General features: G+C 40.6%; 16 protein-coding genes. 13 read left to right on the forward strand and 3 right to left on the reverse strand.

Translation table 11 applies throughout. The features are described from left to right. Positions 1 to 226: 226 nt before the first annotated feature. Both DC53_RS13770 and DC53_RS13765 read right to left on the reverse strand, forming a co-directional pair. Positions 227 to 1,072, reverse strand: coding sequence for an AAA family ATPase (locus DC53_RS13770; protein ID WP_033028943.1), 846 nt, complete (start codon positions 1,070 to 1,072; stop codon positions 227 to 229). Positions 1,073 to 1,124: 52 nt separating this feature from the next. Continuing rightward, entirely contained in the window at positions 1,125 to 1,364 is a 240-nt protein-coding gene (locus DC53_RS13765) for a DUF1653 domain-containing protein (RefSeq protein WP_033028944.1), read from the reverse strand. 60 nt (positions 1,365 to 1,424) lie between these two features. Here DC53_RS13765 and DC53_RS13760 point away from each other — a divergent pair, with 60 nt between their 5' ends. The 11 genes from DC53_RS13760 (at position 1,425) to rpoS (ending at position 9,010) form a co-directional block, all read left to right on the forward strand. Next, a complete protein-coding gene (locus DC53_RS13760) occupies positions 1,425 to 1,904 on the forward strand; it encodes a DUF2947 domain-containing protein (protein WP_002958965.1) in 480 nt (159 codons plus the stop codon). A gap of 75 nt (positions 1,905 to 1,979) precedes the next feature. After that, positions 1,980 to 2,612: a hypothetical protein gene (locus DC53_RS13755; protein ID WP_008135292.1), complete on the forward strand. Its 633-nt coding sequence runs from the start codon at positions 1,980 to 1,982 to the stop codon at positions 2,610 to 2,612. A gap of 40 nt (positions 2,613 to 2,652) precedes the next feature. Next, the gene (ftsB, locus tag DC53_RS13750; protein ID WP_033028945.1) at positions 2,653 to 2,940 is read left to right on the forward strand and encodes a cell division protein FtsB; all 288 of its coding nucleotides are present in this window, start codon (positions 2,653 to 2,655) and stop codon (positions 2,938 to 2,940) included. Then, positions 2,930 to 3,631, forward strand: a complete 702-nt coding sequence (gene ispD / locus DC53_RS13745; protein ID WP_008135289.1) for a 2-C-methyl-D-erythritol 4-phosphate cytidylyltransferase — start codon at positions 2,930 to 2,932, stop codon at positions 3,629 to 3,631. Before ftsB ends, ispD begins: the two co-directional genes overlap by 11 nt. Beyond that, positions 3,628 to 4,125 carry a 2-C-methyl-D-erythritol 2,4-cyclodiphosphate synthase gene (ispF, locus tag DC53_RS13740; RefSeq protein WP_008135287.1) on the forward strand — a complete coding sequence of 166 codons (498 nt, stop codon included), beginning with the start codon at positions 3,628 to 3,630 and terminating at the stop codon, positions 4,123 to 4,125. Before ispD ends, ispF begins: the two co-directional genes overlap by 4 nt. After that, entirely contained in the window at positions 4,122 to 5,174 is a 1,053-nt protein-coding gene (gene truD, locus DC53_RS13735; protein WP_007376070.1) for a tRNA pseudouridine(13) synthase TruD, read from the forward strand. Before ispF ends, truD begins: the two co-directional genes overlap by 4 nt. Further along, positions 5,155 to 5,919 carry a 5'/3'-nucleotidase SurE gene (gene surE / locus DC53_RS13730; protein ID WP_007376071.1) on the forward strand — a complete coding sequence of 255 codons (765 nt, stop codon included), beginning with the start codon at positions 5,155 to 5,157 and terminating at the stop codon, positions 5,917 to 5,919. Before truD ends, surE begins: the two co-directional genes overlap by 20 nt. Continuing rightward, on the forward strand, positions 5,909 to 6,547 hold the full coding sequence (locus DC53_RS13725; RefSeq protein WP_033028946.1) for a protein-L-isoaspartate(D-aspartate) O-methyltransferase: 639 nt from the start codon (positions 5,909 to 5,911) through the stop codon (positions 6,545 to 6,547). The genes surE and DC53_RS13725 overlap by 11 nt, the downstream gene beginning before the upstream one ends. Positions 6,548 to 6,556: 9 nt before the next feature. Continuing rightward, the gene (locus DC53_RS13720; RefSeq protein ID WP_033028947.1) at positions 6,557 to 7,135 is read left to right on the forward strand and encodes a YqaA family protein; all 579 of its coding nucleotides are present in this window, start codon (positions 6,557 to 6,559) and stop codon (positions 7,133 to 7,135) included. 40 nt (positions 7,136 to 7,175) lie between these two features. Then, positions 7,176 to 8,000, forward strand: a complete 825-nt coding sequence (locus DC53_RS13715; RefSeq protein ID WP_033028948.1) for a peptidoglycan DD-metalloendopeptidase family protein — start codon at positions 7,176 to 7,178, stop codon at positions 7,998 to 8,000. 35 nt (positions 8,001 to 8,035) lie between these two features. Then, positions 8,036 to 9,010 carry an RNA polymerase sigma factor RpoS gene (gene rpoS, locus DC53_RS13710; protein WP_033028949.1) on the forward strand — a complete coding sequence of 325 codons (975 nt, stop codon included), beginning with the start codon at positions 8,036 to 8,038 and terminating at the stop codon, positions 9,008 to 9,010. Positions 9,011 to 9,300: 290 nt separating this feature from the next. Here rpoS and mutS read toward each other — a convergent pair whose 3' ends face one another. Continuing rightward, a complete protein-coding gene (mutS, locus tag DC53_RS13705; protein ID WP_033028950.1) occupies positions 9,301 to 11,886 on the reverse strand; it encodes a DNA mismatch repair protein MutS in 2,586 nt (861 codons plus the stop codon). 21 nt (positions 11,887 to 11,907) lie between these two features. Here mutS and DC53_RS13700 point away from each other — a divergent pair, with 21 nt between their 5' ends. Both DC53_RS13700 and recA read left to right on the forward strand, forming a co-directional pair. Then, complete coding sequence (locus tag DC53_RS13700; RefSeq protein ID WP_007376077.1) at positions 11,908 to 12,396, forward strand: CinA family protein; 489 nt, start codon at positions 11,908 to 11,910, stop codon at positions 12,394 to 12,396. A 68-nt stretch (positions 12,397 to 12,464) separates the two neighbouring features. Next, positions 12,465 to 13,508: a recombinase RecA gene (gene recA / locus DC53_RS13695; RefSeq protein WP_007376078.1), complete on the forward strand. Its 1,044-nt coding sequence runs from the start codon at positions 12,465 to 12,467 to the stop codon at positions 13,506 to 13,508. Positions 13,509 to 13,676 lie beyond the last annotated feature (168 nt).

Genomic DNA, 13,676 nt, shown 5'->3' on the forward strand with positions numbered 1-13,676 from the left:
TGTGTTTGGTATTTAGGTAAGGCAGAGCCTATGTAGTGTGGTTATTCCCCATAAATAGGCGATAACACAGAATAAATACCAAACACGCGCTGCCTGAAGGTTCGTCCTAGGGACGATTAACTCTTTGTTGCTCGGCTTTTACTTAGCCCACTAGGTTACAAACCTCGCGCCACGATTAAATCGTCCCTAGTTAGAACAAATTTTAATCCTGAAAGGTCAACAGGCCCTAGCGGCTCATAAAGGCAAGCTTTTCGATTAGGCTTATGTCTTGCTCATTTTTAAGTAATGCGCCAAACATGGGCATTAAACCGCCTTTTTTAGCTTTATCGTGCAGTGTTTTAGCGTCTATGTCTTCAGCCATTAAAAGCTTTAGCCAGTCGAGTAATTCGCTGGTGGAAGGTTTCTTTTTAAGGCCGTTTGCTTCGCGCAGGTTAAAAAACACTTCAAGTGCTTGGCGTACTAAATCTTGTTTAACGTTAGGGTAGTGCACGTCAATAATTTGCTGCATTTCATCGCTGCTCGGAAAATCAATATAATGAAAAAAGCAGCGGCGTAAAAATGCGTCCGGCAATTCTTTTTCGTTATTTGATGTGATGATTACAATAGGGCGCTCTTTTGCGACAATGCGCTCGTTAGTTTCGTAAACATGAAACTCCATTTTATCAAGCTCAAGTAGTAAGTCGTTTGGAAACTCTATGTCGGCTTTGTCTATTTCATCAATTAAAAGCACTGGGCGTTTACCGTTGAGCTCTGCATATGTAAATGCCTGCCAAAGCTTACCTTTAACGATGTAGTTACTAATGTTGTGTACGCGCTCGTCACCTAGTTGGCTGTCGCGCAGGCGCGAAACCGCGTCGTACTCGTATAAACCTTGCTGCGCTTTAGTGGTCGATTTTATATGCCACTGAATAAGTGTGGTATCTAAACTTTTAGCCAACTCCTCAGCCAGCATGGTTTTACCTGTGCCAGGTTCTCCTTTAATTAAAAGTGGTTTTTCGAGCATAATGGCAGCATTTACAGCTTGTTTAAGCGCGCTACTCGCTATGTAATTGTCAGTTGAATTAAATTGCACGGTGTACCCTTGTCTGGTCTGAGCAGTAAGTTATTTTGTTATAATGCCATAGTTAAGCAGCAGGTCCAATATAAGCAAAACGCGGTATAGTTTTACCGTCTTTTTCAACAGTTTCTAAAAACATGCTTAATGGGCGCGCCCATATACCAAATTCACCATAAAGTGCTTGGTAAATCACAAGCTGTTCCTCGGTTTCGCTATGGGTGGCAACATGAATAACTTTATATTGCGGGCCTTTGTAGTGTTGGTATATGCCTGGTTTTAGGGAAAGTGGTTTTATTGCTGTAGTCATGTTTTGATCTCTTGTATAATTTGGCTTTGCACTTTTAATGTTAACTAATTTGCCAATACTATGAACTATATTTCTTTAGATGATTACAAAAAGGCGTGGGTTTTTCGCCACAAAGATTTACCTGTATCTGATGAAGACGCAGCAAAAATAAAGCCTATGAGCGACGAGCGCGCAGCAGTACTTTGGACAACCATGGTGAGCCGTGAGTTTGATCACCCTGATTTTTTTGAAGACACCGATTGGTGTGGCCAAGAAAAAAGCTTTAGCCAAGAAGTAGATTGGCAAGATGCGTGGGAAAATGGTGATGCGCTACCACCAGAAGCAATCTTAACGTTTTTAGATTGGGAAGCTAACACCACGGTTTATTTTTGTATGGCGCGCGATAATATTATCGAAACGACGTTTGATGTATTTAAACGCAATTGGCAAAACTTTATGTTTTTAGCTGATGGCAGTTTATTAATTGGTAAAAAGCGTAATACGGTTGTGCAATTTTTAGAATCAGGTAAAGCTAAATTAGGTGAAAAGCCAAGCGCTTAAATTAGTATGTAATGCTTAAAAAGCATTCAGTACTGTGCTATAAAACATTTACCTAAATGTTTTTGAGTAGAGCTATTGGTAGCGAAAAATCAGTCACTTGGTGCTCTGCAACAAGTTGAAATTTGGCAAACTGATGCGCAAAAAGTGTTATATGCACAATTGTGCAATGCATTTTATCAGCGTGAGGTTTTGCGTTTAGTCGCAGAGCCTAATGCTGATAAGCTACGTCGGCAGTTAAAAAGCCTACCCTATTATATTGAGCGAGCGGCAACGTTAGTTGCCAATGGTGACACACCTTTTACGTTGGACTCGCAAAATGGGTCTTGGCTTGAAAAACAAAAACCGACACCACCCGATGTGAATGTTCAAGCTAATGAACTTTTTTATCAAACACATGCCAAAGTGGGGTTAATAGTGCCTGTTATATTGCATGGCTACGATCAGGTGCGCCTGAGAATAGACAGCATCGATCAGTTAGACGAAAATAAGCTGCATTGTAACGAGCTAGGTTGGTTTGATTTTTTAGGTAATGGGCTTGAGCAGCAAAACGCTCAGTTAATAAAGCCAAGTAAGGTAAGTTTTACCGCAGCTTGTTGTGGGCATCAATGGCAGTTTTCAAAGCGCTGCTCACCACGGCTCTTATCACTACGCGAAATGCTTTTAGCGGGTAGTATTAATTGGCGCAATTTAAAGCGCCCTTTAGCTTAATAAAGTTAAGGTATTCGGGATTTAAAATAAGGAGTGTTAAATGCGATTTTTTCAAGCTTGCTTATTGTGCTTAGCACTGTTTGTGCAATATAGATTATGGTTTGGTCATAATGGCGTACAAGACTACACGCGATTAAAAGGTGCTGTCGCATCACACCAACACACTAACGAAAAGCTTATTAAACGAAATAAAGTGCTTACAGCAGATATAGACGATTTAAAGCTTGGCCAAGAAGGTATTGAAGAGCGTGCACGCAACGAATTGGGAATGATTAAACCGGACGAAACATTTATTCGTGTTTTACCGGGCAAACAATATGACAAATAAACAGACTATTGCAGCAATTGTACCTGCTGCAGGTGTTGGCAGTAGAATGCAGCACAATGCGCCTAAGCAATACATACAATTAGCGGGTAAAACCATTTTAGAACACACCTTAGCTAAACTTTCTCAATTACCTAAATTAAGCACTATTGTTGTTGCTCTTAGCGACAGCGACCCCTATTTTGACGAACTTTCATTCGCTGATAAGCGCATTGTTCGCGCCAGTGGCGGAAATGAACGTGCCGATTCAGTGCTCAATAGCTTACTTTTTTTAGCGCCCAATCCTCCAGCATGGGTGCTGGTACATGATGCTGCACGCCCGTTAGTTAATATTAGTGATATAGAACGCTTAATTGATGAATGCATGTGTGCTGACGAAGGTGGTATTTTAGCTAGCAAAGTAAAAGACACCATAAAACGTGGCCACACACATGCCCTACAAACTGTGCCACGAGACGATTTATGGCAAGCACTTACCCCACAATTTTTTAAATATGACGAGCTTAAAAATGCACTTCAAAACGCATTAGCAAGTGGGGCAACTATTACCGATGAAGCCAGTGCTATTGAATGGGCGGGCAAACCGGTAAAGCTTGTGGCAGGGCGCAGCGACAATATTAAAATAACCACACCAGAGGATTTAGATTTGGCTGGGTTTTTATTACATAAACAACAAAACGAGAGTGCATTATGATACGAATTGGCCATGGTTTTGACGTACATAAATTTGGCGGCGAAGGCCCGTTAACTATTTGTGGTGAAAAAATTGATTACCCACAGGGCTTTTTAGCGCACTCCGATGGCGATGTTGCTATTCATGCATTATGTGATGCTATTTTAGGCTCCCTTGCTATGGGTGATATTGGTAAGCACTTTCCCGATACAGCTAGTGAGTATGAAAATATTGACAGCCGTATTTTACTTCGCCATGTGGTGGGCTTAGCTAAAGAGCAAGGTTATGTACTTGGCAATGGCGATGTGACTATTGTTGCGCAAGCGCCAAAAATGCTGCCACATATTCAAGCTATGCGTGCTAATTTAGCCAGTGATTTAAATTGTGACCTTTGCCAAATTAACGTTAAAGCCACTACTACCGAAAAGCTAGGCTTTGAAGGGCGCAAAGAAGGTATTTCGAGCCATGCGGTGGTTATTATGAGTAAAGAGCCTGCGAGTACAAAAAACGCATGAGCGATTTAAATTATTTATACGGTGCACCGCTTTCTAAAGCTGATTTTAAAACCACTGCTGAAGACTTTATGGTTGATGAAGACTTAGGTATAGAATTTACCGGCAGTGGCGAACACGTGTGTTTGCAGGTGGTTAAAAAAGGCGAAAACACGCAATACGTTGCAAAGCTAATTGCGCAGCGTGCGGGTGTTTCACCGCGAGACGTAAGTTACGCAGGCATGAAAGATCGCCACGGTGTGTGCTCGCAGTGGTTTAGTGTAAAAGTACCGATTAAAAAGCCTATCGATTTTAGCGACTTGAATAGCGAGAGTATTTTTATTGTTTCGCAACAGCGCCACGACCGTAAGTTACGTACGGGCTGCCACAAAGGTAATAAATTTACTATTACGCTTCGTAATGTAACCAAGCCTCTTGATATTCTATGCCGTATTAACGCAGTACGCGCAGGCGTGCCTAATTACTTTGGCGAGCAGCGCTTTGGTCATGGTGGTCATAACTTAGTTATGGCTGAAAAAATGTTTGCCGGTGAGCGTATTCGCGATAAAAAGTTGCGCGGTATTATTATTTCAGCAGCACGATCGCATGTATTTAATCAGTTAGTGAGCCTGCGTGTAAAAGAGCATGGTTTAGCTAAAACAATGCACCGTGAAGTATTTATGCTCAGCGGCAGTAATGCATTTTTTGAAGATGCGATTAACGATGAAAACATTGAGCGATTAGCCACTGGCGATATTATGATGTCGGCACCTATGGTGGGTAAAAGTGAAAAAGGCTTAACCGAGCAAGAAAAAGTATGGCTTGCACCTTACCAAGCATGGTGCGATGGCTTGGGTGAACTCGGCCTTAAAAATGAGCGCAGAATGCTGCGTTTAATTCCGCAAAACTTAACGGTTGAGACCATAGATGAAACGAGTTTAAAACTGAGTTTTGGTTTGCCAAAAGGGTGTTTTGCAACCGCATTATTACGCGAGCTGGTGGATTATACAGATGCAAGCCCACGAGAGCGCAAAGAAAAGGATAATGGCATAAATGAAGATACTGTTAAGTAACGATGATGGCGTAAATGCCAAAGGCATTGCGGTTTTATATCAGGCGCTTATACAAATTGCAGAGGTAACCCTTGTTGCACCTGATCGCAACTGTAGTGGCGCGAGTAATTCTTTAACATTAATGAACCCGCTACGAGCGACGACACTCGAAAATGGTTTTATGTCGGTTAATGGCACACCTACAGATTGTGTACATTTAGGTGTAAATCAGTTGGTTGATGAAAAACCAGATCTAGTTGTTGCTGGTATTAATCATGGTGCCAACTTAGGTGACGACACGCTGTATTCTGGCACAGTGGCTGCCGCGACTGAAGGACGTCATTTGGGCTTACCTGCAATTGCGGTATCGCTTTGCTCACATAAAGGCGAGCATTTTGAAACAGCCGCTGCTGTTACCGTCAATATTATTAAGGGCTTGGCTTCGCATCCGCTTCCAAAAGATCAAATAATAAATATTAATGTGCCAGATATTCCACTAAGTGAATTAAAAGGGGTGCAAGTAACACGTTTAGGCGCTCGTCATAAAGCCGAAACCATGACCAAACAAACGGATCCCTGGGGTCGTGATATTTATTGGTATGGATCGCTTGGCACCGAAAGTGATGCAGGTGAAGGCACCGACTTTTACGCAATCAATAATGGCTATGCCTCAGTTACGCCATTAAGTGTTGATATGACCGCTAAAGATAGCTTAGAAGCGGTAGGAGACTGGCTTGCCGATTTGGAGATAAACCGTGCTCGCTAATTATACGCGCAGCGCCAAAGCGTTATCTGATTTACTACAGCGCGAAGGCGTAGAAGATACCCAAGTGCTTAGTGCTATTGCGAATATTCCGCGCCATGTTTTTATTGATGACGTGTTGCAACATAAAGCGTATGAGAATACAGCGTTACCCATCGGGCAGGGGCAAACTATATCGCAACCTTATATTGTTGCCCGTATGACTGAGCTACTTCGCCTTGCGGGTGTTCGCAATAAAGTACTGGAAATTGGTACTGGGTCTGGTTACCAAACTGCAATTTTAGCTAAAACGTTCACTAAAATTTATTCAGTTGAGCGTATCAAAGCCTTGCAATGGCAAGCCAAACGCCGGTTACATCAACTCGATTTATATAATGTGTCGATGAAGCATGGTGATGGCTGGCAAGGTTGGCAGTCACAAGCGCCGTTTGACGGTATTATAGTGACGGCTGCGGCCTCTAAAGTGCCAAAAGATTTACTTGCTCAATTGGCTGATGGTGGCGTGTTATTAGCCCCAATTGGTGAAAGTGATCAAAAATTAATAATGGTTATTCGCAACGGCGACGATTACACAGAACATGTTATTGCACCAGTTAGGTTTGTACCACTGGTACCTGGCGATATTGAATAGGAATTCATTTTGAAGTTGTTTACTAAGTTATATGATATGGCCCTTGTATGGGCCAAGCATCGCCATGCCGAGCGTTATTTGGCTGCAATGAGCTTTGCTGAGTCTGTTTTTTTCCCAATCCCACCTGATGTTATGCTTGCGCCTATGTCGCTTGCTCAACCTAAAAAAGCATGGCGCTTTGCAAGTTTTGCCACAATCGCATCGGTTGTTGGCGGAATAATTGGGTATTTACTCGGCTTTTGGTTATTTGAACCCGTTGTTGAGCCATTAATTGCACAAATGCACTGGCAAGAAAAGTTTGATGTCGCATTAAACTGGTTTAAAGATTACGGTGTTTGGGTTGTTTTTTTAGCTGGTTTTTCACCTATACCTTATAAAGTATTTACGATTGGCGCGGGTGTTTTACAAATGGCCTTTTTGCCTTTTTTAATTGCATCTGCCATCGGTCGCGGTGCGCGATTCTTTTTAGTTTCAGCTTTAATGAAGTGGGGCGGAGCTAAGATGGAGCAAAAATTACGTCAATATATTGAAATACTTGGTTGGGGATTAGTCGTATTAATTGCTGTAGCGTACTTTTTGTTGCGTTAAGCTTTATAAAATAACTTTTTTACATAAGGAGCTAAATACAATGAATAAACAATTTATGCGTTATGTTGCTTTATTTATTAGTATTTTGCTTTTTGGCTGCTCGTCTCGTCATGTTCCTGCACCAGTCAGCAGCCTAAATAATAATGTTAACTATTTAGATCATAAAATTAACATTAGTGGTAATAAGTATAAAGTTCAAAAAGGAGATACTTTATATTCAATTGCTTTTAGTGCAGGTCAAGATTTTCGTAAATTAGCAAAAAACAATTATATTTCATCACCTTATGTAATATATCCTGGGCAAGATATCTCTTTAATACCATTGCAGTCAGAAAATAAAAAGTCGAAAAAATATACGAATTCGAGTAAAAAGTCTAGAAAAAGCATACAAAAAAATAACAAAAAATTAAAGAAAGAGCTTGATCAGCCAAAACAACGAGAGTATGTTCAAAAACAAGCCAGTAACAAAGTTAGTAATAAAAAGTATTTGTCGAGTAGTAAGGTGAAGTGGTTTTGGCCAGCAAAAGGTAAAATTACTAAACGCTTTTCTAATAAGGAAAACGGATACAAAGGCTTACAGATTACTAATAAAAAAGGGGCTTCAGTATTAGCCGCGGCACAAGGAACGGTGGTGTACGCGGGTAACGCACTTCGAGGTTATGGTAGTTTAATCATATTGAAACATAATGATGATTACCTAAGTGCTTATGCACATAACTCGAAATTACTTGTTAAAGAAAAGCAGAAAATTAAGGCTGGACAAAAAATAGCAGAAATTGGTAATTCAGAATCTTCGGTTACGGCACTTCGTTTTGAAATTCGCTACCGAGGGCAAGCTGTCAATCCTGCTAAATACCTACCCTAATTTTAAGGTATTGATAATTGCTCGGGAGAAGGCTTATGGCTAACGAAGCAAAATTTGACAAAAACATCACGAATGATGACAAGTTCGATGATACCACCGTTGAAGAAAACACATCGTTACTTGAAAAAGTAGATGACGAAGATATATTTGCCAAAGAAGAAGTAACAAAAAACCTTGACGCCACTCAGCTTTATCTTGGTGAAATAGGTTTCTCTCCATTACTGAGTGCAGAAGAAGAAGTCTTTTTTGCACGAAAATCACTTAAAGGTTGTGACGCCTCTCGTAAACGCATGATTGAAAGCAATTTACGCTTGGTTGTTAAAATAGCTCGCCGATATAATAACCGTGGACTTGCCTTACTTGATTTAATTGAAGAGGGTAATTTAGGTTTAATCCGCGCTGTTGAAAAATTTGATCCTGAACGTGGCTTTAGATTCTCAACTTACGCGACATGGTGGATACGCCAAACAATTGAACGTGCCATTATGAATCAAACACGTACGATACGTTTGCCTATTCATGTGGTTAAAGAGCTTAATGTTTATTTACGTACCGCTCGTGAATTAACTCAAAAGTTAGATCATGAACCCACTGCTGAAGAAATTGCAGAGAGCTTAGATAGACCCGTTGAAGACGTAACAAAAATGCTACGTCTTAACGAAAAAATAGCCTCTGTTGATATGCCAATCGGCGGCGAAAATGACAGTGTGTTATTAGATATTATTCCTGATGAAAAAAGTGCAGGCCCTGAAGGCCAAGTACAAACGAATGATATAAATAAACACATTGTAGATTGGTTAGGTGAGTTAAATCCTAAACAACGCGAAGTGTTAGCACGTCGATTTGGATTACTTGGCTATGAGCCATCTACACTTGAAGATGTAGGCCGCGAAATAGGCTTAACACGTGAACGTGTAAGACAAATTCAGGTAGAAGCATTACGTCGTTTAAAAGACATTTTGCAACAAGAAGGTTTAAGTACAGACAGCTTATTTAATCAGTTTTCGTAGCTAGTTAACCTGCGCTCTGGTTAAGAGATTTACCAATGTATTGAATTATAGTGATAGTTAAATTTATTTTCTCTAGCCAAAGATTTTCAGTGAAAACAAGGCGAATTTACGCGTCAATAGCTGGCCTATTGCAAGTAAATTCAACGCAGTGAGCGCTGAAAATAGCTGCTTGAGATAGATTTATTATCCAGAGTTCAGGTTAGTTAAATAATTTAAAAGACTATGTGTGTTAAAAAGCCGAAGAATTTATTCTTCGGCTTTTTTTATGCTTGTAAATTAGATGACATAAATTACAACAATGCTTTTAGTTTATATAACAAATCGTGTGCTTGGCGTGGCGATAAGTTATCAGGGTCGATTGCGCTTAACTGCTCTTCAACTTCTGAAGGTGTACTTTGTGCAATTTCGTTGTTAAAAGTAAAGGCTTGTTGTTCTGTATTTGGTGCAGTAACGCTTTGATGATTTTCAAGTAACTTAAGTTTTTGCTTTGCTTGTGCAATCACAGCTTTTGGCACACCCGCAAGAGCAGCTACCTGTAAGCCAAAGCTCTTACTTGCTGCGCCATCAAGTACTGTATGCATAAAGGCGATTGTATCGTTGTGCTCTATTGCATCAAGGTGCACGTTTACCAGACCTGTTGTTTGTTCAGCAAGTTCTGTTAACTCAAAGTAGTGCGTAGCAAATAATGTTTTAGCTGATATTTTTGACGCTAAATGATTCGCTGTTGCATACGCAAGCGAGAGCCCATCATAGGTACTTGTACCGCGACCAATTTCATCCATTAATACCAAAGACTGCGCCGTGGCATTATTTAAAATAGTCGCTGTTTCGGTCATTTCTACCATAAAGGTTGAGCGACCTGATGCTAAATCATCGCTTGCACCAATACGTGTAAATATGCGATCGATATTGCCAATTTTAGCGCTGTCTGCAGGTACATAACTGCCAATGTGAGCCATTAGTACAATAAGTGCTGTTTGGCGCATATAGGTTGATTTACCGCCCATATTTGGACCGGTAATAATCAACATTTTACGTTGGCTGTTTAATTCAACAGGGTTGGCAATAAATGGTTCTTTCATCACTTGTTCAACAACAGGGTGACGACCTTGCTTAATGCTAATGTTGTCGTTATCGCACAGTTCTGGTTTTGCATAATTGAGTGCAAATGCACGTTCGGCCAAGTTATTTAATACGTCTAAATCGGCCAGTGCTGCTGCCATCATTTGCAACTGTTCAATATGTGGAGCAATAAATCTAAACAACTCCTCGTATAGTTGCTTCTCAAGTGCTAAGGCTTTTGATTGGCTACCAAGCACTTTATCTTCGTGCTCTTTTAGCTCAGGAATAATATAGCGTTCGTTGTTTTTAAGCGTTTGACGACGAATGTAGTCGGCTGGTACTAAGTGCGCGTTAGCGCGGCTTACTTCAATAAAAAAGCCATGTACGCGGTTATAACCAATTTTTAGCGTACTAATACCCGTACGTTCGCGTTCTCGCAGTTCTAGTTGATCAAGAACATCGGTTGCACCTTTACTTAAGTTACGCCACTCATCTAGTTCGCTGTTGTAACCAGGGGCAATAACGCCACCATCACGAATAAGTACTGGTGGGTTTTCTATCACTGCGCGTTCTAATAACTCTTGTAAATCAGGGAGCTCAGGCGAGTGCTTGATAATACCCGTAATACGAGGATCGTTAGCATCACCTAACAAAGTATGCAGTGGCACAAGTGCTTGTAATGCGCTGCGAAGGCGAGTTAAATCACGCGGGCGAGCTGTGCATAAAGCTAGGCGTGCAATAACACGCTCTACATCACCAATCTCTTTTAATGATTCGTGTAATTCACCGCACAGTTGTACATCTAAAATAGCGCTAATTGCATTTAAGCGAGAATTTAGCTCGTCTTTATTGCGTATAGGTGTATGGATACGGCGCTTAAGTAAACGAGAACCCATTGGCGTTGCTGTTTTATCAAGTACCTGGGCAAGTGTATTTTCAAACCCGCCCGATAGATTAACGGTAAGTTCTAAATTTTTACGTGTTGCGGCATCTAAAATAACGGCGTGCTCGTTGTGCTCAAGCGTAATTGCACGGATATGCGGCAATGCAATACGTTGTGTATCTTTTACGTATTGCATTAGGCAACCTGCAGCAACAAGTGCGCTGTGGGCTTTATCAACACCAAAGCCGACTAAATCTTTAGTACCAAACTGATCGCATAATAAGTGTTGGGCCGTATCTAAGTCGAATTCCCACTCTGGGCGACGACGAGCGCCTTTTATATGCTCAATTAAATGAAAGTTTTCAAAGCTTTCGCTATACAGAAGTTCTGCTGGTGATAGGCGCTGAATAGTTGAGCTAAAGGCTTCGTCGGTGTTTACTTCAACTATGTTGAAACGACCTGAATTAATATCAAGGTAGGCAATACCGTATAAGCCTTTTTTACTTTGCCAAACGCTGGTAAGAAGGTTGTCTTGTCGTTCTTGTAAAAGCGCTTCGTCAGAAATTGTGCCGGGTGTAACTATGCGTACAACTTTACGATCAACGGGACCTTTACTGGTTGCAGGGTCGCCAACTTGTTCGCAAATAGCGACTGATTCGCCCATTTGGACTAGGCGTGCTAAGTAGTTTTCAACCGCATGATAAGGTACGCCAGCCATAGGAATTGGGTCGCCACCGGCTTTGCCGCGATGAGTCTGCGATATATCGAGCAATTGAGCGGCGCGCTTAGCGTCATCAAAAAAGAGTTCGTAAAAATCGCCCATGCGATAAAACAATAAAATATCGCGATGCTCTGATTTTATTTTTAGATACTGCTGCATCATAGGGGTTTGTTGTTTTATAGTGTGTGGTGCATAAAGATCAAACGACATGTATTTACCCAAAGGCTGAATATGGAATTACATCAAGAGATTAAAACACTTGCTGCGCAATTAGGCGCTATTTTAACGGATAAATGCTTATGGATCACTAGTGCTGAGTCATGTACTGGTGGCGGAGTGAGTTATGCCCTTACCGATACCCCTGGGAGCTCGGCTTATATTGACCGTGCATTTGTCACTTATAGCAACCAAGCAAAGCAAGACTTATTAAATGTAAGTGCAAGTACATTAGCAAAGTATGGTGCTGTAAGCGAACAAACAGTGCGAGAAATGGCAGTAGGTGCTATTAAAGCAACAAACGCTAATATTGCGATAGCTGTATCGGGCATTGCCGGGCCTGGTGGTGCAACTGAAGGTAAACCTGTTGGACTTGTGTGGTTTGGCATACAAATTAATGATAAGTTGCTTACATTTAAACAAGTATTTATTGGTGATAGAGCTCAGGTTAGGTTACAAGCTATTGTATTTGCATTAAAAAATGTAATAGATGAGATAAAATAAAAAAATTAGCTTGATACTGTGATTTCATACAGTATACTTGGTTCCATTAGCTGGATTTGGAGAACAAAATGAACGATAACAAACAAAAAGCGTTAGACGCAGCACTATCACAAATTGAACGTCAATTTGGTAAAGGCTCAATTATGAAATTGGGTGATAACAAAGCGTTAAACATTGAATCTGTATCTACAGGCTCATTAGGTATTGATATTGCCTTAGGCATAGGTGGTTTACCTATGGGACGTATTGTTGAAGTGTACGGTCCTGAATCATCTGGTAAAACAACGCTTACTTTACAAGTTATCGCAGAAGCTCAAAAAGAAGGCAAAACATGTGCCTTTATCGATGCTGAGCATGCTCTAGATCCAATTTATGCACAAAAACTTGGTGTTAACATTGACGATCTTTTTGTATCGCAACCAGATACAGGTGAGCAAGCGCTAGAGATTTGTGACATGTTAGTACGTTCAAGCGCGGTAGACGTTGTTATTATTGACTCGGTTGCTGCACTTACACCAAAAGCTGAGATTGAAGGCGACATGGGCGACTCGCACATGGGCCTACAAGCACGTTTAATGTCACAAGCATTACGTAAGCTTACTGGTAATATTAAACGCTCTAACACGTTATGTATTTTCATTAACCAAATTCGTATGAAAATTGGTGTTATGTTTGGTAACCCAGAAACAACAACGGGTGGTAATGCACTTAAGTTTTACGCATCGGTACGTATTGATATTCGTCGTATTGGTTCTGTAAAAGAAGGCGATGAAGTTGTTGGTAACGAAACTCGCGTTAAAATTGTTAAAAACAAAGTAGCGCCGCCATTTAAACAAGCTGAATTTATCATCATGTACGGTGAAGGTATTTCTAAGCAAGGCGAGCTAATTGACTTAGGCGTTAAGCATAAAATTGTTGAAAAAGCTGGTGCTTGGTATAGCTACTGTGGCAACAAGGTTGGCCAAGGTAAATCTAACTCAATTAAATTTTTGAAAGAAAATCCAGAAATTGCAGATGAGATTGAAGGTAAGTTACGCGAAATGCTTTTACTAAAAGCAACTATTGAACCAGAAGATGGTGAAGATAAGTTAGGCGATGACGCAGACCTTTAAGCTATATCAAAATGAGTTTCTTAGCTTGATTTGACCCGAGCTTTAAAAAAGCGCTAACCAGTAATGGTTGGCGCTTTTTATTGTTAAAAACTTAAAGTAGATAAGATAAAAACGACACATAGAAATGTGTCGTTTTTAATTTAACCTATAAAAATCTACGGTTAAATC

It is taken from the genome of Pseudoalteromonas fuliginea (genome assembly GCF_000690055.1).
Classification (GTDB): domain Bacteria; phylum Pseudomonadota; class Gammaproteobacteria; order Enterobacterales; family Alteromonadaceae; genus Pseudoalteromonas; species Pseudoalteromonas fuliginea.